At 75.8% G+C, this 17,817-nt stretch carries 16 protein-coding genes and 2 tRNA genes; 14 read left to right on the forward strand and 4 right to left on the reverse strand.

Annotation, left to right across the window (positions count from 1 at the left end; all coding sequences use genetic code 11):
* Window positions 1-12: 12 nt before the first annotated feature.
* From recF to Q0848_RS09240, 8 genes are all read left to right on the forward strand, one after another.
* On the forward strand, window positions 13-1,404 hold the full coding sequence (recF, locus tag Q0848_RS09205) for a DNA replication/repair protein RecF (RefSeq protein ID WP_299036813.1): 1,392 nt from the start codon (window positions 13-15) through the stop codon (window positions 1,402-1,404).
* Window positions 1,397-2,002 carry a DUF721 domain-containing protein gene (locus Q0848_RS09210; protein WP_299036814.1) on the forward strand — a complete coding sequence of 202 codons (606 nt, stop codon included), beginning with the start codon at window positions 1,397-1,399 and terminating at the stop codon, window positions 2,000-2,002. Before recF ends, Q0848_RS09210 begins: the two co-directional genes overlap by 8 nt.
* A 488-nt stretch (window positions 2,003-2,490) precedes the next feature.
* The gene (gene gyrB, locus Q0848_RS09215; protein WP_366146516.1) at window positions 2,491-4,521 is read left to right on the forward strand and encodes a DNA topoisomerase (ATP-hydrolyzing) subunit B; all 2,031 of its coding nucleotides are present in this window, start codon (window positions 2,491-2,493) and stop codon (window positions 4,519-4,521) included.
* Window positions 4,522-4,938: 417 nt separating this feature from the next.
* Window positions 4,939-5,100 (forward strand): hypothetical protein, encoded by a 162-nt coding sequence (locus tag Q0848_RS09220; protein WP_299036815.1) that lies wholly within the window; start codon window positions 4,939-4,941, stop codon window positions 5,098-5,100.
* Window position 5,101: 1 nt separating this feature from the next.
* Entirely contained in the window at window positions 5,102-7,873 is a 2,772-nt protein-coding gene (gene gyrA, locus Q0848_RS09225) for a DNA gyrase subunit A (RefSeq protein ID WP_299036816.1), read from the forward strand.
* Window positions 7,870-8,424, forward strand: coding sequence for a DUF3566 domain-containing protein (locus tag Q0848_RS09230; RefSeq protein WP_299036818.1), 555 nt, complete (start codon window positions 7,870-7,872; stop codon window positions 8,422-8,424). Before gyrA ends, Q0848_RS09230 begins: the two co-directional genes overlap by 4 nt.
* A 128-nt stretch (window positions 8,425-8,552) precedes the next feature.
* A tRNA-Ile gene (locus tag Q0848_RS09235) sits at window positions 8,553-8,626 on the forward strand.
* Between the two features lie 28 nt (window positions 8,627-8,654).
* Window positions 8,655-8,727: transfer RNA gene (locus Q0848_RS09240), tRNA-Ala, on the forward strand.
* Between the two features lie 82 nt (window positions 8,728-8,809).
* On the opposite strand, the gene Q0848_RS09245 is transcribed toward Q0848_RS09240, so the two are convergent.
* Both Q0848_RS09245 and Q0848_RS09250 read right to left on the reverse strand, forming a co-directional pair.
* Window positions 8,810-9,691: an aldo/keto reductase gene (locus tag Q0848_RS09245; protein WP_299036820.1), complete on the reverse strand. Its 882-nt coding sequence runs from the start codon at window positions 9,689-9,691 to the stop codon at window positions 8,810-8,812.
* A 228-nt stretch (window positions 9,692-9,919) separates the two neighbouring features.
* On the reverse strand, window positions 9,920-10,783 hold the full coding sequence (locus tag Q0848_RS09250) for a DUF5324 family protein (RefSeq protein WP_299036821.1): 864 nt from the start codon (window positions 10,781-10,783) through the stop codon (window positions 9,920-9,922).
* A gap of 244 nt (window positions 10,784-11,027) precedes the next feature.
* Between Q0848_RS09250 and Q0848_RS09255 the strand changes: the two genes are divergently transcribed.
* Entirely contained in the window at window positions 11,028-11,555 is a 528-nt protein-coding gene (locus tag Q0848_RS09255; RefSeq protein WP_299036823.1) for a peptidylprolyl isomerase, read from the forward strand.
* Window positions 11,552-12,424, forward strand: a complete 873-nt coding sequence (locus Q0848_RS09260; RefSeq protein WP_299036826.1) for a rhomboid family intramembrane serine protease — start codon at window positions 11,552-11,554, stop codon at window positions 12,422-12,424. Before Q0848_RS09255 ends, Q0848_RS09260 begins: the two co-directional genes overlap by 4 nt.
* Before the next feature lie 234 nt (window positions 12,425-12,658).
* Here Q0848_RS09260 and Q0848_RS09265 read toward each other — a convergent pair whose 3' ends face one another.
* On the reverse strand, window positions 12,659-12,955 hold the full coding sequence (locus Q0848_RS09265; protein ID WP_299036828.1) for a cell division protein CrgA: 297 nt from the start codon (window positions 12,953-12,955) through the stop codon (window positions 12,659-12,661).
* 176 nt (window positions 12,956-13,131) lie between these two features.
* On the opposite strand from Q0848_RS09265, the gene Q0848_RS09270 reads away from it, so the two are divergent.
* From Q0848_RS09270 to Q0848_RS09285, 4 genes are all read left to right on the forward strand, one after another.
* Window positions 13,132-13,872, forward strand: a complete 741-nt coding sequence (locus Q0848_RS09270) for a DUF881 domain-containing protein (protein WP_299036830.1) — start codon at window positions 13,132-13,134, stop codon at window positions 13,870-13,872.
* Window positions 13,873-13,965: 93 nt separating this feature from the next.
* Window positions 13,966-14,781 carry a class E sortase gene (locus Q0848_RS09275; protein ID WP_299036832.1) on the forward strand — a complete coding sequence of 272 codons (816 nt, stop codon included), beginning with the start codon at window positions 13,966-13,968 and terminating at the stop codon, window positions 14,779-14,781.
* Entirely contained in the window at window positions 14,778-14,990 is a 213-nt protein-coding gene (locus Q0848_RS09280; protein ID WP_299036834.1) for a hypothetical protein, read from the forward strand. Before Q0848_RS09275 ends, Q0848_RS09280 begins: the two co-directional genes overlap by 4 nt.
* Before the next feature lie 68 nt (window positions 14,991-15,058).
* Window positions 15,059-15,691, forward strand: coding sequence for an aminodeoxychorismate/anthranilate synthase component II (locus Q0848_RS09285; RefSeq protein WP_299036835.1), 633 nt, complete (start codon window positions 15,059-15,061; stop codon window positions 15,689-15,691).
* A gap of 83 nt (window positions 15,692-15,774) precedes the next feature.
* Here Q0848_RS09285 and Q0848_RS09290 read toward each other — a convergent pair whose 3' ends face one another.
* Window positions 15,775-17,778 (reverse strand): protein kinase domain-containing protein, encoded by a 2,004-nt coding sequence (locus Q0848_RS09290; protein ID WP_299036837.1) that lies wholly within the window; start codon window positions 17,776-17,778, stop codon window positions 15,775-15,777.
* Window positions 17,779-17,817 lie beyond the last annotated feature (39 nt).

Genomic DNA, 17,817 nt, shown 5'->3' on the forward strand with positions numbered 1-17,817 from the left:
GAGGTCGGCGCGGTGCACGTGGCGCACCTGTCGCTCGCCGACTTCCGCAACTACGAGCGCGCTGAGCTGCCGCTCGAGCCGGGGGTGACGGCGCTCGTCGGCCCCAACGGGCAGGGCAAGACCAACCTCGTCGAGGCCCTGGGGTACGTGGCGTCCCTGTCCAGCCACCGGGTGTCCCACGACGCCCCCCTGGTGCGCGCCGGCGCGGAGCGGGCCGTGGTGCGCGCGAGCGTGGTCCGCGACGGCAGGTCCCTGCTGGCGGAGGTGGAGATCAACCCCGGGCGGGCCAACCGGGCCCGTCTCGGCCGTGCGGCCCTCCCCCGCGCGCGCGAGCTCGTGGGGACGCTGCGCACGGTGCTGTTCGCGCCCGAGGACCTCGCGCTGGTCAAGGGCGACCCGGAGGGTCGGCGGCGCTTCGCCGACGACCTCCTCGTCCTGCTGGCGCCGCGGCTCGCGGGGGTGCGCGCGGAGTACGAGCGGGCGCTCAAGCAGCGCAACGCCCTGCTGCGCTCGGCCGGGTCGACGAGCGCCGCCCGTCGCGGCGCCGGCCCGCTCCCGGGGATCGAGGTCTGGGACGCCCAGGTCGCGACCCTCGGCGCCGACCTGCTGTCGGCCCGCCGCTACCTGCTGGCCCGGCTCGCGCCGTACGTCGCGCGCGCCTACGACGCCGTCGCCGAGACGGCCCCCGGCGGCACGGGTGCGGGAGCGGCCGCGGCCGGCGCGCCGGCCGACGTCGTCCGCCTGGCCTACCGCAGCTCGCTGGCCGAGCACCGCGGGGAGGGCGAGGAGGACCTGTCGGCCGAGGCGGCGCGCGAGGGCGGCGCCCCGCCGCGCGACGTGCTCGCGGCCCAGCTCGTCGAGGCGATGGAGCAGCTGCGCCGGCGGGAGGTCGAGCGCGGGCTGACGCTCGTCGGCCCCCACCGCGACGACGTCCTGCTCTCCCTGCGCGGGCTCCCGGCCCGCGGCTACGCGAGCCACGGCGAGTCGTGGTCCTACGCGCTGGCCCTGCGGCTCGGCGCCTACGAGCTGCTGCGCAGCGAGGGGCCGGGCACGCCCTCGGAGCGCGAGCCCGTGCTCGTCCTGGACGACGTCTTCGCCGAGCTCGACGCCCGGCGGCGGGCGCGCCTGGCCGAGCTCGTGGCCGATGCCGAGCAGGTGCTGCTGACGGCGGCCGTGCCCGAGGACGTGCCCCCCCAGCTGACCGGGCGGCGCGTCGCCGTGCGCGCGGGGTCGCTGGGCCTGCCCGTGGCGGACGCCGAGCGGGAGGCCGCCGGCGCGGGGACGGACGGCCCCGACGGCCCTGATGGCTCCGACGGCCCTGATGGCTCCGACAGCCCGACGGCGGACGAGGGCGCAGGCGCGGACGGCGCGGACCGTGCGGACGAGGAGACCGGTCGTGGCTGAGGGGCCGCGGCCGCCCGGCCCCGCCCCCGGGGGGCAGGGCGACGCGCCCGGCGACGACGCGGGCGCCGACCCGTCGGCGGACGCGGTGCGCGCCGCGCTCGGCCGGGCCCGCGCGGCCGCCCGCGCCCGCGGGGCGCTGCCGGGGGCGGCGGGCAGCGGCGGTCGGGCGGCCGCCGAGAAGCGCCAGCGGTACGAGCGCGACCGCCGGGGCACGTCCATGTCCGGCGCCCGTCCCGACGACCGCGACCCGCAGACGATGGGGCGCAGCGTGGACCGGCTCGTCGGGGAGCTCGGCTGGTCGGCGCCCGTGGCGGTGGGCGGCGTCATCGGTCGCTGGGAGCAGGTCGTCGGGTCCGAGGTGGCCGCGCACGCCACCCCCGAGCGCTTCGACGACGGCGTCCTCGTCGTGCGCGCCGACTCCACGGCGTGGGCCACCCAGCTGCGGCTGCTCGAGCCCGTCATCGCCCGTCGCCTCGACGAGGAGCTCGGCGCCGGCGTCGTGACGAGGCTCCAGGTCCGAGGACCGGGCGCCCCGTCGTGGCGGCGCGGCGGCCGCCGCGCCCCCGGTGGCCGCGGACCGCGGGACACCTACGGCTGACCACCGGGTGCGCAGCCCCGGCCGGAGGGCCGCCTCGACGCCCGTGGGCCGTCCAGCGTCCGCGCGGCGCGGTCACGTACCCCCCGTCCAGCCCGGCACCTCATCGGCTCAGAACGGCGCTGGAGGCCCCCGAGCGGCCCGGAGTCCCGGGAAGAGCGTCCGCGCGGGGTAGAGTTCCCGGTGATCAGCAGGGTCCCGCGCGCACGTGCGCGCCGACGCCTGCGCAGCACTCCCGGAGGGACCCCCGCCTCGTGACGAGCACCGGAGCAGACGGCGCGCCCGAGCACCCCGACGACGCGGGCACCGGGGAGGCGCCGCGCCCCGACGCGCACCCGGTCCCCGAGGGCGCCGCCACCGGTCCCGACTCCGGCGTCCAGGACCGCTCGCAGCTGGAGCACGACGACGTCGCCGACGCCGAGCAGGTCGCGCCCGTGTCGCAGGACGGCGCCGGCCTGGACCCGAGCGCCCGCCCCGAGGACGCCGCCTCCCTGGCCTCGCAGGTGAAGGAGGGCAGCTACGGCGCCGACGCCATCACCGTCCTCGAGGGCCTCGAGGCCGTCCGCAAGCGCCCCGGCATGTACATCGGCTCGACCGGCGAGCGCGGCCTGCACCACCTGGTCTACGAGGTCGTGGACAACGCCGTCGACGAGGCGCTCGCCGGCTACTGCACCCACATCGAGGTGGTCCTGCGCGCCGACGGCGGCGTCTCGGTCACCGACGACGGCCGCGGCATCCCCGTCGACGTCCACGCCACCGAGGGGCGCTCGGCCGTCGAGGTCGTCCTGACCGTCCTGCACGCGGGCGGCAAGTTCGGCGGCGGCGGGTACGCCGTCTCCGGCGGGCTGCACGGCGTCGGCGTCTCGGTCGTCAACGCGCTCTCCGGGCGCCTCGACGTCGAGGTCCGCCGCCAGGGCCACGCCTGGCGCCAGAGCTACCGCCTCGGCGTCCCCCAGGCGCCCCTCGAGCGCGGCGAGGAGACGGGCGACACCGGCACCACGGTCGTCTTCTGGCCGAGCGAGGACGTCTTCGAGACCACGACCTTCGACTACGAGACCCTGCGCGGCCGCTTCCAGCAGATGGCGTTCCTCAACAAGGGCCTCACCATCAGCCTCGCCGACGAGCGCGGCGCCCTCCCCGCGGCGGACGGCGAGCGCGCGGGTGACGACGACCCCGACCTCGACACCCCGGACGGCGACGTCGCCGACGACGGCGCCCAGCGCGGCGTCACCTACCGCTACGACGGCGGGCTCGTCGACTACGTCACCCACCTCAACGCCTCCAAGAAGGTCGACGTCGTCCACGAGGGCGTCATCTCCTTCGAGACCGAGGACCCCGAGCGCCAGATCGACGTCGAGATCGCCATGCAGTGGACGGGCGCCTACTCCGAGAGCGTCCACACCTACGCCAACACCATCAACACGCACGAGGGCGGCACCCACGAGGAGGGCTTCCGCTCGGCGCTGACCTCGCTGGTCAACCGCTACGCGCGCACCAAGAACCTCCTGCGCGAGAAGGACGACAACCTCACGGGCGACGACATCCGCGAGGGCCTCACCGCCGTCATCTCCGTCAAGCTCGGCGAGCCCCAGTTCGAGGGCCAGACCAAGACCAAGCTCGGCAACACCATCGCGCGCACCTTCGTGCAGCAGGTGGTCAACACCGAGCTCGGCGACTGGCTGGAGCGCAACCCCTCCGCCGCCCGCGACGTCATCCGCAAGTCGATCCAGGCCTCCGCCGCCCGGATGGCGGCCCGCAAGGCCCGCGAGGCCACCCGCCGCAAGGGCCTGCTCGAGTCCGGCGGCATGCCCGGCAAGCTCCGCGACTGCCAGAGCAAGGACCCGGCCCGCTCGGAGATCTTCGTCGTCGAGGGCGACTCCGCCGGCGGCTCCGCCGTCCGCGGCCGCAACCCCGAGACCCAGGCGATCCTCCCCATCCGCGGCAAGATCCTCAACGTCGAGAAGGCCCGCCTCGACCGCGCGCTGGGCAACAAGGAGGTCCAGGCCCTCATCACGGCCTTCGGCACCGGCATCGGCGAGGACTTCGACTCCACCAAGCTCCGGTACCACAAGGTCGTCCTCATGGCCGACGCCGACGTCGACGGCCAGCACATCGCCACGCTGCTGCTGACCCTGCTCTTCCGCTACATGCGCCCCCTCATCGAGGGCGGTCACGTCTACCTGGCCCAGCCCCCGCTGTACCGCCTCAAGTGGACCCAGGGCGACCACCAGTACGTCTACACCGACCGCGAGCGCGAGGCCATGACCAAGGAGGGCATCGCCGCCGGCCGTCGCCTGCCCAAGGAGAACGGCATCCAGCGCTACAAGGGCCTCGGCGAGATGGACTACTCCGAGCTCTGGGACACCACGATGGACCCGGACACCCGCACCCTCCGCCAGGTCACCATCGGCGAGGCCGCGGGCGCGGACGAGATCTTCTCCATCCTCATGGGGGAGGACGTCGAGTCGCGCCGCTCCTTCATCCAGCGCAACGCCAAGGACGTCCGCTTCCTGGACATCTGATCGTGGCGTCGGTGATCCACGTGGAACGTCGCGTCGTGGTCGGGTGCGCCGTGGCTGGGGGCGCTGGGGGTCGGGCACGTCGGGGGCACTGGCTACGCACCCGCGCTGGGCTCACGCCCAGCACGGATGCTCGCCTCACGTGCCCCCCGACGGGCCCGACCCCCAGCGTTCGAGCACGTCACCCACCCGCACGCGACCTTCCCCGTGGCTCCTTCGCCCCGGTCAGGCGCCCGGGGGCGGACGTCCTCGGCGGGCGGGGGCCGGAGCGGCCGGCTCGCCGAGGTGGGTCTCGACGCGACCACGCGGATGGTGACGCCCACGAGCGCGAGGCGGGTGGTGACGCCCACGAGCGCGGGGTGGGCGGCCAGGGGGCGGCACGTGAGGCGAGCATCCGTGCTGGGCGGTAGCCCAGCGCGGGTGCGTAGCCAGTGCCGCCCCCTGGGTGCCCGCCCCGCGCACCCGACCACGACGACGGCGACCACGACGACGACGACGACGGCGACCACCACGCACCCGAGCACGGCGGCGCCCACGACGACGGCGCCCACGACGAGCGCCTCCCCCCTGACGAAGGACTGACGTGAGCGAGACGACACCGCCCGAGGGGCCCATCACCGACCGGATCGAGCCGGTCGACCTGCAGCTCGAGATGCAGCGCAGCTACCTCGACTACGCCATGAGCGTCATCGTCGGGCGCGCGCTGCCCGAGGTGCGGGACGGGCTCAAGCCGGTGCACCGGCGGGTGCTGTACGCCATGTACGACGGCGGGTACCGGCCGGACCGCGGGTTCAACAAGTGCAGCCGCGTGGTCGGGGACGTCATGGGGCAGTACCACCCCCACGGCGACAGCTCGATCTACGACACCCTCGTGCGGCTCGCGCAGGACTGGACGCTCCGGTACCCGCTCGTGCAGGGGCAGGGGAACTTCGGCTCGCCGGGCAACGACCCGGCGGCGGCGATGCGGTACACCGAGTGCCGACTGGCGCCGCTGGCCATGGAGATGGTCCGCGACATCGACCAGGACACGGTCGACATGCAGCCGAACTACGACGGGCGCACCGAGGAGCCCGTCATCCTGCCCAGCCGGTTCCCCAACCTGCTGGTCAACGGCAGCGCCGGCATCGCCGTCGGCATGGCGACGAACATCCCGCCGCACAACCTGCGCGAGGTCGGGGCCGGGGTGCAGTGGTTCCTCGAGAACCCCACGGCCAGCCGGGAAGAGCTGCTCGAGGCGCTGCTGGAGCGCGTCAAGGGCCCGGACTTCCCCACGGGCGCGCTCATCACGGGCCGGCGCGGCATCGAGGACGCCTACCGCACCGGGCGCGGGTCGATCACGATGCGCGCGATCGTCGAGGTCGAGGAGATCGCCGGGCGCACGTGCCTCGTCGTCAAGGCGCTCCCCTACCAGGTGAACCCCGACGACCTGGCGCAGAAGATCGCCGAGCTCGTGCGCGACGGGCGGATGGCCGGCATCGCCGACATCCGCGACGAGACGTCGGGGCGCACGGGGCAGCGCCTGGTGGTCGTGCTCAAGCGCGACGCCGTGGCCAAGGTGGTCCTCAACAACCTCTACAAGCACACGGCGCTGCAGCAGAGCTTCGGCGCCAACATGCTGGCGCTGGTCGACGGGGTGCCGCGCACCCTGTCCCTCGACGGGTTCGTGCGGCACTGGGTGGACCACCAGATCGAGGTCGTCGTGCGGCGCACCCGCTACCGGCTGCGCCAGGCCGAGGAGCGGGCCCACATCCTGCGCGGGCTGGTGCGCGCCCTCGACGCGCTCGACGAGGTCATCGCGCTCATCCGCGCGGCCGCCACGGTGGAGGTGGCGCGCGACGGGCTCATCGAGCTGCTCGGCATCGACGAGCTGCAGTCGCGGGCCATCCTCGACATGCAGCTGCGGCGCCTGGCCGCCCTGGAGCGGCAGAAGATCGTCGACGACCTCGCGGCGCTCGAGGTGGAGATCGCCGAGTTCCAGGCGATCCTCGCCTCGCCCCAGCGCCAGCGGGACATCGTGTCCGCCGAGCTCGCCGAGATCATCGACAAGTACGGCGACGAGCGGCGCACCGAGATCGTCCCCTTCGACGGGGACATGTCGGCCGAGGACCTCATCCCCGAGGAGGAGGTCGTCGTCACCATCACGCGCGGCGGCTACGCCAAGCGCACGCGCACCGACGCCTACCGCTCCCAGCGGCGCGGCGGCAAGGGCGTGCGCGGGACCGCGCTGCGCGGGGACGACGTCGTCGAGCACTTCTTCACCACGACGACCCACCACTGGCTGCTCTTCTTCACCAACCTCGGCCGCGTCTACCGGGCCAAGGCGTACGAGCTGCCCGAGGGCTCTCGGGACGGGCGCGGCCAGCACGTGGCCAACCTCCTCGCCTTCGCCCCCGGCGAGCAGATCGCCCAGGTGCTCGACATCCGCGACTACGAGCAGGCGCCGTACCTGGTGCTCGCCACGCGCCGGGGGCTCGTCAAGAAGAGCCGTCTGAGCGACTACGACTCGCCCCGGGCCGGCGGCCTCATCGCGATCAACCTGCGCGGGGCCCAGACGGCGGAGCTGGACGTCGCCGCCGACGGCGCCGAGGTCGAGGGCGACGAGGCGCCGCCCGTGGCGGTCGCCGTCGGCGGGGACGAGCTCGTGTCCGCCGTCCTCGTCGAGGCGAGCGACGACCTGCTGCTGGTCTCGCGCAAGGGGCAGTCGCTGCGCTTCACCGCGACGGACGACGCCCTGCGCCCGATGGGGCGCGCCACCTCCGGCGTCACCGGCATGCGCTTCCGCGAGGACGACGACCTGCTCGCCCTGGGCGTCGTGCCGCAGGGCGCCCCGTGGGACGTCTTCGTCGTCGTCGAGAACGGCATCGCGAAGCGGACCCCCGTGGACGCCTACCGCGTCCAGGGCCGCGGGGGCTACGGCATCAAGGTGGCGCGGCTGTCCGACCGGGGCGGCGACCTCGTGGGGGCGCTGCTCGTGGAGGACGGCGACGAGGTGCTCGTGGTCATGGGCCGCGGGCGCATCGTCCGCAGCCGCGTCGACGAGGTGCGCCCGACCGGGCGCGACACGACGGGCGTGCGCTTCGCCACGCCCGACGACGGCGACGCCATCATCGCCGTCGCCCGCAACGCCGAGCGGGTCATCGAGGACGAGGTGGCCGCGGCCGACGCCGAGGGGGTGGCTCACTCGGAGGTCGGGTCACAGGTCGGAGACGAGGGCGCGGCGCGGCGCGACGACACCGCACCCTCGGGCGGCGATGGCGTAGCGTCCCCCGACGAGGGTGGCGCCGAGGACGACGCGCCCGGGACCGACGACGAGCCCGGGACCGACGGGGTGGACGAGCGAGGGAGTGGCGCGTGAGCGCGAGCGAGGCGCGGACGCAGCAGTCCACCGCCGGCGGGACCAGGTCGGCCTCGGAGCGCGCTCCGAGGGCGGGGCAGCAGCCCCGCGACGGCCAGGACCCGCAGCAGCGGACCTCGTCGTCGGCCGCCGGCCAGCGCGACGGGCAGGGCCCGGTCGGTGCCGCCGGCCGGGCGGCGCCCGCCGGGAGCACGCAGCGCCGGGTGCGCCTCAGCGTCTCCCGGGTCGACCCGTGGTCGGCGCTGAAGCTGTCGTTCCTGCTCTCCGTCGTCGTGGGCATCGCCCTGGTGGTGGCCGCCGGTGCGCTCTGGACCGTCCTCGACGCCGTCGGCGTCTACGACAGCGTCAACCAGCTGATCGCGGACTTCGGCGGCCCGGACACGGCGGACGTCACGGACTTCGTCGCGTTCTCGCAGGTGGTCTCGGCCGCCACGGTGCTGGCCGTCGTCGACGTCGTGCTGCTGACGGCGCTGGCCACGCTCGGGGCCATCGTCTACAACGTCGCCGCGGCGCTCGTGGGCGGCCTGCGGGTCACCCTCACCGACGACTGACAGCCGCTCCCCCGGCTCACCCCGCCCCGGCTCCGGCGGCGCGGTTTGGGCCGTCCAGGGCCGCTGGGGTAGCCTCTGCGCTGCAGCACGGCGCGGTCGTCCTCCGGGGAGGCCGCGTCGAGCGTCCCGGGCCTATAGCTCAGTCGGTTAGAGCGCTTCCCTGATAAGGAAGAGGCCAGAGGTTCAAGTCCTCTTAGGCCCACCGCTGGCGCCCTGCGCCGGTCGCCCCCGGGGGCGTGGCGCAACTGGTAGCGCACCTGCTTTGCAAGCAGGGGGTTAGGGGTTCGAGTCCCCTCGCCTCCACCCGGTGCCACGACGAGGCCCCCGGACCGACCGCGGTCCGGGGGCCTCGTCGTGCCAGGGTCGCTGCTCCCCGGGCTCGCGGTCAGGCGGCCCCGGTGAGCGAGCTCATGTCCTGCTCGGAGAGCTCGAGGCCCGCGGCGCCGAGGTTGTCCTCGAGGTGGCCCACCGAGCCGGTGCCGGGGATGGGCAGGATGACCGGCGAGAGCCGCAGCAGCCACGCCAGCGCCACCTGCGAGGCGCTCGCGCCGGTGCGCTGCGCCACCTCGTCGACTGGCCCGCCCGGTCGGGCCAGCTCCCCGGCGGAGACCGGCGCCCACGGGATGAAGCCGATGCCCTCCTCGGCGCAGTGCTCGAGGACGTCGGCGTCGGTGCGGTCGGTGAGGTTGAAGCGGTTCTGGACCGTCGCCACGTCGACGATCGAGGAGGCCGCCCGGATGTCCTCCACCGAGACCTGCGAGAGGCCCACGGCGCGCACCTTGCCCTCGTCCAGCAGGTCGCGCAGCAGGCCGAGCTGGTCGTCGCGGTCGACCTGCGGGTCGATGCGGTGCAGCTGGAACAGGTCGATCGCCTCCACGCCGAGCCGGCGCAGGCTCAGCTCGCACTGCTGGCGCAGGTACTCGGGACGGCCGACGGGGTGCCACTGGTCCGGCCCGGTCCGCGTCAGACCGGCCTTCGTGGCGATGACGAGGCCCTCGGGGTAGGGGTGCAGCGCCTCGCGGAGGATCTGCTCGCTGACCTCGGGCCCGTAGGAGTCGGCGGTGTCGATGAAGTCCACCCCGAGCTCCACGGCGCGCCGGACGACGTCGCGGGCCGTCCCGCGGTCGGCGGGCTCGCCCCAGATGCCGGGGCCGGTGATGCGCATGGCGCCGTAGCCGAGGCGGTGGACGGGGCCGACGCCCGGGATCTCGAAGACCCCGCTGCGGCGCGCGTCGGGGGTCTGGGTGCTGGGGGTGCTGTCAGTCACGGTGCTCTCCTGGGCTGGTCCTGCGCGGTCGGGCCCGCGGTCGTGCGGCCGCCGAGGCGGCCGGCGCGGGCACGGGGCCCACACCACTCCTGCCGCGCCCTGCCCGCCACCCGGGAGGGCCGCTCGGCGGACGGGCGGGTGGACGGGGGGCGCCCCGGGCGCGGCCGGGACGCACGACGGCCCGCCCCCAGCGGGGACGGGCCGTCGGTGGTGCGGTGCTGCGGGGGATCAGGCGGTGTGCTTGCCCTGCTCGCCCTCGCCGGAGGGCTTGTCGGCGTCCGCGGCGGACGACGGGGTCGTGTCGCCGATGCCCGTGGCCGAGACGCCCGTGGAGGAGTCGGTGCCGCTCGGCGACGTGGTGGCGGTCCCGGAGGGGCCTGCGGCGCCGGTCGCGAACTCGGTGCCGATCGTGGTGCCGTCGTCGACCTCGGTGGTCTCGCCGGCGGCCGCGGGGGCGCCGGAGTACGCGGAGGTGCCCGTGCTGGCCGCCCACGGGTCCTGCGAGGGCTGCGAGGACTTCCACGCCGCGAACGCGGCGCCCCCCGCCGCGCCCAGGACGCCGAGGACGAGCAGGACCTTGCCCGCACCGCCCTTGTTCCGGCTCGACTGGCGCTTCTCGACCGTCTTGCCGGCCTTGTCGGCCTTCTTGCCAGCCTTCTTGCCGGCCTTCGTCAGCGACTTCTGCGACGCCTTCAGGGACCCCGACAGGGGCTTGTAGGCGTCGTCCACCTTCTCGGACGCCGCGCCCGCGGCCGCGTTGAGCGACTCCACGAGACGGGGAAGGAGGTCGTCGACGAGCTTGTCGTGCGCGGCGTCGACGGCGGGCGCGAGGGTGCCGGCCGCGGCGGCGACGCGGGGCGCCGTCACCTCGAGGCTGCGGTCGCGAGCGCGCTCGTAGCGCGGGGTGGCCCAGTCGCGGGCGGCACCGGCGTACTGGGTGGCGCTCGTCTTCGCCGTGCCCGCGTACTGGGTGGCGCCGTCGCGCGCGGACACGGCGGCGGGGCCGAGGCGGCCCGCGAGCGCGGCCGTCTGGTCGCGCAGCTGCTTCGCCGTCTTCTCGCTGCGGGTCAACTTCTTCTTCCCGAAGTGCACGCGGTCCTCCTTGCGGATCGGAGCCGCACCGGGTGTGCCGGCCGCGGCGTGTGGCTGGGACTGGGTCTGTGCTCTCGGTCCGCCCTCCGCACGGGGCGAGGGCGAGTCAGTGGAGCATCCTGCCCTCCGCGGGCCCCTCGCGCCGCTCGGGGCCACGACTGGTGGAACGGGAGCGCTCCTCCGGGTGCCCGTCCGGGCGGCGTCGGCTCGCGGGCACCCCGGGGGTGCGTGGGAGGATCGGGCCATGTTCGCGACTCTGCACACGTCCGCCGGTGACATCCGCGTCGAGCTCTACGAGAACCAGGCGCCCAAGACCGTCAAGAACTTCGTGGGCCTGGCCACGGGCGAGCAGGAGTGGACCGACCCCCGCACGGGGCAGGCCTCCTCCGAGCCGCTCTACTCCGACATCCTCTTCCACCGGATCATCAGCGGCTTCATGATCCAGGGCGGTGACCCGCTGGGCACCGGCACGGGCGGCCCCGGCTACACGTTCGACGACGAGATCCACCCGGGCCTGGACTTCACCCAGCCCTACGTCCTCGCCATGGCGAACGCCGGCTCCCGCGGCGGCAAGGGCACCAACGGCTCGCAGTTCTTCATCACCCTCGCGCCCACCACCTGGCTGCAGGGCAAGCACACGATCTTCGGCGTCGTCGCCGACGACGAGAGCCGTGCGGTCGTCGACGCCCTCGGCGCCGTCGCCACGGGCTCCGGCGACAAGCCGCGCGAGGACGTCGTCCTGCGCAGCGTCGAGGTCGAGCGCTCGGCGTGACCACCGGCGGTCCGGGCTCGCCGGGCCTGCCCGGCGAGCCCGGAGCCGCGGTGCCGGTGTGCCCGCGCCACCCCGACCGCGAGTCCTACGTGCGGTGCCAGCGGTGCGGGCGCCCCACCTGCCCCGAGTGCCAGCGGGAGGCCCCGGTCGGCGTCCAGTGCGTCGACTGCGTGGCGCAGGCGCGTCGTGAGGCGCCCGCCGTGCGGACGGCCCTCGGCGGTCGCGCGCGCGGCGGGCGGCCCGTGGTCACGCTGACCCTCATCGGGGCCTGCGTGGTGATGTACGTGCTGCAGGTCGTCAGCCAGGACGCGGTGACCAACCTGCTCGCCTTCTACCCGCCGGTCGCCGAGTCCCAGCCGTGGCGCTACCTGACGTCGGCGTTCCTCCACAGCCCGGGCGGCGTCCTCCCCCTGCACCTGCTCTTCAACATGTACGTGCTCTACCTCACCGGACCGGCCCTCGAGCAGCTGCTCGGCCGGGGGCGCTTCCTCGCGCTCTACCTGGTGAGCGCGTTCGGGGGGTCCGTGGCGTTCCAGCTCGTGTGGGCGCTGACCGGTGGCCCCGCGAGCCTCGCCGTCGGCGCCTCCGGAGCCGTCTTCGGCAGCTTCGGGGCCCTGCTCGTCGTCCAGCGCCGGATGCAGGTCCCCGTGGGCCAGATCGGCGTGGTCCTCGCGATCAACCTGGTGCTGTCGTTCGTCCTCCCCGGCATCGCCTGGGAGGCGCACCTCGGCGGCCTCGCCACGGGCGCGGCCGTGGCGGCGCTGCTGGTGCGGGCGCCGCGCCGGCCCGCGCTGCAGGTCGTCGGCGTCGCCGCCGTGGCCGCGGTGTGGCTCGTGCTGGCGGTCGTGGCCTCGCTCGCGGGCCCCTGAGCCCACCACCGCTCGTCCACAGGCCCCGTCCCCACCCTGGGGACGGGGCCTTCGCCGTCCTCGGGGACGGGGCCCGCCTGTGGACGACGACGGAGTTCTCCACACTGTGGAGAACTCCTGGGGATGAACGACACGCGTGTCGTTCCCCTGGTCAGCGGCCCCGCTCGACGGGCGTCGCGGTCGTCCGAGCCGGTCGGCGGCGTCCGTCGTCCACCGACCGCGCGGGGACGGGGCTCAGCGCCAGCGGGTGGTCATGAGGAAGCCGACGAGCACGATCGCGAAGCCGACGACCAGGTTCCAGCTGCCGATGCCGGGCACCGGGTACTGGTTCTGCGAGACGTACCAGACGACGATCCACGCCAGGCCGAGGAGCATCAGGCCGAGCATGACCGGGACGTACCACCGCGGGTTCGGCGCCGCCGGCCTCGCGGTGCGAGACGTGGTGGGAGGGCCGTCGGGCGTGCGCGCCGCCGCGTCCTCGGGCGTGCGAGGGGTGGTCTTGCCGCGGCGTCGGCCTCGGGACTCCGGCATCGGGTGCTCCTCGGGGTGCGTCGGGTGCGGTGGTCGAGCGCCCCGCCCCGCTGCCCGTCCCGGTGCGCGGCCGGCCGGCAGCGCCCGGGCCGGCGGCGGTCTGCGGCGGGCGGCCCTCCCGCGGTCCGCGACGGACGGACGGGAGCGCGCGCAGGGGCTGTGCGTAGCCTAGTCGCGTGCCCAGCCGACGACCGAGAGCGCGGACGCAGCTCTCCCGCGGGGGGTCGGCCGCGGTCGCGGGGGTGCTCTGCCTCGCGGGCCTGCTCTTCGCCACGAGCGCCGACACCTCCGACGGCTCGGACCTGCGGCAGGAGGACGAGGACCTGCGGGCCCTCGTGCTGGACGAGGGCCGGCAGGTCGAGCGGCTCGAGGCCCGCGTCTCGGACCTGCGGTCCGGCATCGCCGAGCTGAGGGGGGGCGGTCTCCCGGACGCCGCCGGGTCCGCGTCCGCCGTCGACCTCGCCGAGGCCAGCCACACGGCCGCCGCCGAGGGCGAGGGGGTCGTCGTCGTGCTCGCCGACGCACCTCGGGAGACCGCCCTGGCCGGCGGCTACTCGCTGCAGGACACCGTCGTGCACTCCCAGGACGTCCAGGCCGTCGTCAACGCCCTGTGGGAGGGCGGTGCGGAGGCCATGGGCGTCATGGACCAGCGCGTCATCGCGACCACCGCCGTGCGCTGCGTCGGCAGCACGCTCCGGGTCCACGACCGCTACTACCCGCCGCCGTACCGCATCGAGGCGGTCGGGGATCCCGAGGCGCTGCGGGCGGCGCTGGACGCCTCGGCCGAGGTGGCCCTCTACCGCTCCGCGGCCGTCGACCTCGGCCTCGTCTACGAGGTGAGCGAGGACGACCTCGAGCTCCCGGCCTACGGCGGCGCGCTGACCATGTCCTACGCCAGCGTGGCCCCGGCGGCCTGACCACCGCGCGGCCCCGCGCGAGCCGTCGGTCCAGCCGCGACCTCGGCGTGCCGATGACCCCCTCGAGGGCGTCGTCGGGCGGGGGGAGCGGCAGTGCGGGGATCGGGTGCGGCCGTCGGGTCGCCGCGGGCACCTGGCGCGCGCACCGCTGCCCCGCCCCCCGCGGCCCCGGCTCGGCCCGCCCCCGCGGCGGCGGTCGCGGCGTCCCTGCTGGGCGAGCTGCTCGTCACCGCCGGTGCGGTGCTGCTGCTCTTCACGGCCTGGCAGCTGTGGTGGACCGACGTCGTGGCCGAGCGGGCGCAGGCCGCCACGACGGCGGAGCTCGCCGAGGACTGGCTGAGCGCCGGGTCCGCGGCCGTGCTCGCGTCCGCGGAGCCGCCCGCCCTGGAGGAGCCGGCGCCCGGCGCCGCCTTCGCGGTCGTCCACGTGCCCCGGTTCGGCCAGGACTGGCAGCCGCGGCCCGTGGTCGAGGGCGTCGGCGCGAGCGACCTCGAGGCGGGCGTCGGGCACTACCCGGGCACGGCGCTGCCGGGCGAGGTCGGCAACGTCGCCCTCGCGGGGCACCGCAACACCTACGGGCGCCCCTTCCACCAGGTCGCCGAGCTGCGCCCCGGTGACCCCGTCGTCCTCGAGACGGCGGAGGGCTGGTTCGTGTACCGCGCGACGACGTCCGAGGTCGTGCGCCCGGAGCAGGTCGAGGTGGTGGCCCCGGTGCCGGGACGCCCGGGCGCCGTCCCCGTGGAGAGGGTGCTGACCCTGACCGCCTGCCACCCGATCGCGTCCGCGCGGGAGCGCTACGTCGCCCACGCCTCCTTCGACCGCTTCGTGCCGCGCGAGCGCGGGGCGCCCGCCGAGCTGGCGGCCACCGCCACCGCCGCCACGGGGCCGTCCGCCGGGACGCCCGCGTGAGCGCGTACGGCGCCCTGTGGCGCCGGCTGCCCGGCCCTCTGCCCGTGCGGGTGCTGCTCGCGCTGCTGCTCGCGCTCGCGGTGGTGGCCGTGCTGTTCCGGTGGGTCTTCCCCGCGGCCGCGCCCTCCGTACCCTGGAACAACGGCACGGTCGACGCTGCTGCCCCTCACGCCGCCGCACCAGCACCAGCACCCGCACCCCCGTCCTGACGGGCCGGGCCCCCGCTCCGCGAGAGCGCCGGGCCCCGCCGGGGCGGGCACGAGCCCCGGAGAGCCGCATGAGCCCGTCCCCCCGCATCCTCGTCGTCGACAACTACGACAGCTTCGTGTGGACGATCGTCGGCTACCTCCAGCAGCTGGGCGCCGCGTGCGAGGTCGTGCGCAACGACGAGGTGGACGGGTCCGCGGCGCGCGACGTCGACGGCGTCCTGATCTCCCCCGGGCCGGGCGCCCCCGCCGACGCCGGCTCGAGCCCCGCCCTGGTGCGCGCCTGCGCCGACGTCGGCACGCCCATGCTCGGCGTCTGCCTCGGCCACCAGGTGCTCGCCGAGGTCCACGGAGCCGTGGTGACCCACGCCGAGGAGCTGATGCACGGGCGCACCAGCGAGGTGCACCACGCCGGCCGCGGCGTCCTGGACGGCCTGCCGGCCCCCTTCACGGCCACGCGCTACCACTCGCTGGCCGTCGTCGACCAGACGGTGCCCGAGGAGCTGGTCGTCACGGCCCGCACGCCCGGTGGCGTCGTCATGGCCCTGGAGCACCGCGACGCACCGCTGTACGGCGTGCAGTTCCACCCCGAGTCGGTCCTGACGCAGGGCGGCCACCGGCTGCTGGCCAACTGGCTCGCCGTCTGCGGCGACGACGGCGCCCCCGCGCGCTCGGAGGGCATGGCGCCCCTCGTCGCCCGCTGAGCTCGTGGCCCGCTGAGCTCGTGGCCCGCTGAGCTCGTCGTCCGCCGAGGCCCTCGCGCCGTGGTCCCGGTCGCGGCGCTCGGTCAGCCGGTCGTGGTCGGCGCGGCCGTCGGCGTCTCGGTGGCCGTGGGCCCGGGGGTGGTCGGCGCCGTCGTGGGAGTCGGCTGCGGGGTGCTCGTGGGCTCGGTCGGCGGCGAGGTCGGGGTGGTCGTGGGCTCCGGCGTCGCCGTGGGGGTCGGCGGCGGCGGGGGCGGGGGCGGGGGCGGGGTGGCCACGACGAGCACCACGGTCGAGCCCTGCGGCACGGCGCCCTCACCGGGGCGCTGGTCGACGACGGTGTTCTCCTCCTCCTCGCTCTCGGAGAACTCCAGGCGCGACTGCAGCCCCAGTGCGGCGAGCGCCTCCCGCGCCGCCAGCTGCGGCAGCCCCGTGTAGTCGTCGATCTCCACCGTCCCGTCGGAGAGGACGAGGTCCACGGCGCTGCCCGGCTCCGCGGTGGATCCCTCCGAGGGGTCGGTGCGGACGACCGACCCCTCGGGGACGCGCTCGTCGGAGACGCGCTCGACCTCCCCGAGCTGCAGGTCCGCGGACTGCAGCGCCCGCAGCGCCTGCGCCTCGGTCAGCCCGGCCAGGTCCGGCACCGCCACGAGGCCGGGGCCCGTGGAGACCACGACGGCGACCGTGCTGCCCTCCGGCGCGCTGGTCGACCCCTCGGGGTCCTGCTCGGCCACGCGGCCCTCGGCCACGTCGTCCGAGGGCGCGCTCGTCTGGGCGTAGACGAGGCCCTGCTGCTCGACGGCCGCCCGCGCGGCCTCGCGCGTCGAGCCGACGACGTCGGGGACGGTCCGCAGCGCCGCGTCCCCGTCGTCGGAGCCGACGAGCTGGGGCACGAGCACGGCGGCCAGGGCGACGAGGGCCAGCGCGACGAGCGCGGTCAGGACGACGACGGCGCGTCGCCCGCGCTGGCCCGTGACCGGCTCGTCGTCGTCCCCGTCCTCCGCGAGCGGCACGGGGGCGAGGGGTGCGGTCGGCATGGCCGTCGTGCTCGCCGCCGCCACGGCGGCCGGCGGGGCCGCGTCCAGCCCGCGGGCGGCGTCCTCCAGGTCGCGCCGGAAGGCGTCGGCGTCCGGGTACCGGTCCTCGGGCTCCTTGGCCATCGCGCGCAGCACGACGCGGTCCATCCCGAGGGGGAGGCCGGGGTGGTGGGTCGAGGGCGGGTCGGGCGTCTCGCTGACGTGCTGGTAGGCCAGGGAGACCGCCGACTCGCCGAGGAAGGGAGGGCGGCCGGTCAGCAGCTCGTAGAGGAGGCAGCCGGTCGAGTACAGGTCCGCGCGGGCGTCCACCGGGCGCCCCCGGGCCTGCTCGGGCGAGAGGTACTGGGCGGTGCCGAGGACCGCCGACGTGTGCGTGGCCGTCGCGGAGGCGTCGGCCAGGGCCCGGGCGATGCCGAAGTCCATGACCTTGACCCGGCCGTCCGGCGTGAGCATCACGTTCGCCGGCTTGATGTCGCGGTGGACGATGCCGGCGCGGTGGCTGTAGGCGAGGGCGGTGAGCACCCCCGTCGTGATCGTCACGGCCATCTCCACGCCGACGCCGGGCTGCTCCCGGGGGTCGAGGGCCCGCGTCGCCTCGTCCGCCTCCCCGGCGACCCGGGAGCCCTCGGCGGGGGCGGGCTCCCGGTCCGCCGCGACGGTCGGCTCGTCGTCGGCGGGCCGGTGCCGGGCGAGCCCGTGCTCTGCGGACCGGTCCTCTGCCGGCTCGTGCTGGGCCGGGCGGTGCTGGGCCAGCAGGTCGCGGACGGTGGCGCCCCGGACGAGCTCCATCACGAGGAAGGGCACGGGCGGGTCGTGCGGGCCCAGCGCGTCCTCGCCGACGTCGTGGACGCCGACGACGGAGGGGTGGTTCAGCGCCGCCACGGCGCGGGCCTCGCGCCGGAACCGGGAGAGCACCTCCGGGTCGTGGGCGAGGTCGGGCCGCAGCAGCTTGATCGCCACCTGGCGCCCGAGGACGCGGTCGTGCGCGACGCGGACGGAGGCCATGCCGCCCCGGCCGAGGACCTCCCCCAGCTCGTAGCGCCCGGCGAGCACCTGCGCGCCCTGGTCGCTCCGGCCGTCCCTCGCCCAGGG

The organism is uncultured Pseudokineococcus sp. (assembly GCF_947495735.1).
In the GTDB taxonomy this organism is placed as follows: Bacteria; Actinomycetota; Actinomycetes; order Actinomycetales; family Quadrisphaeraceae; genus Pseudokineococcus.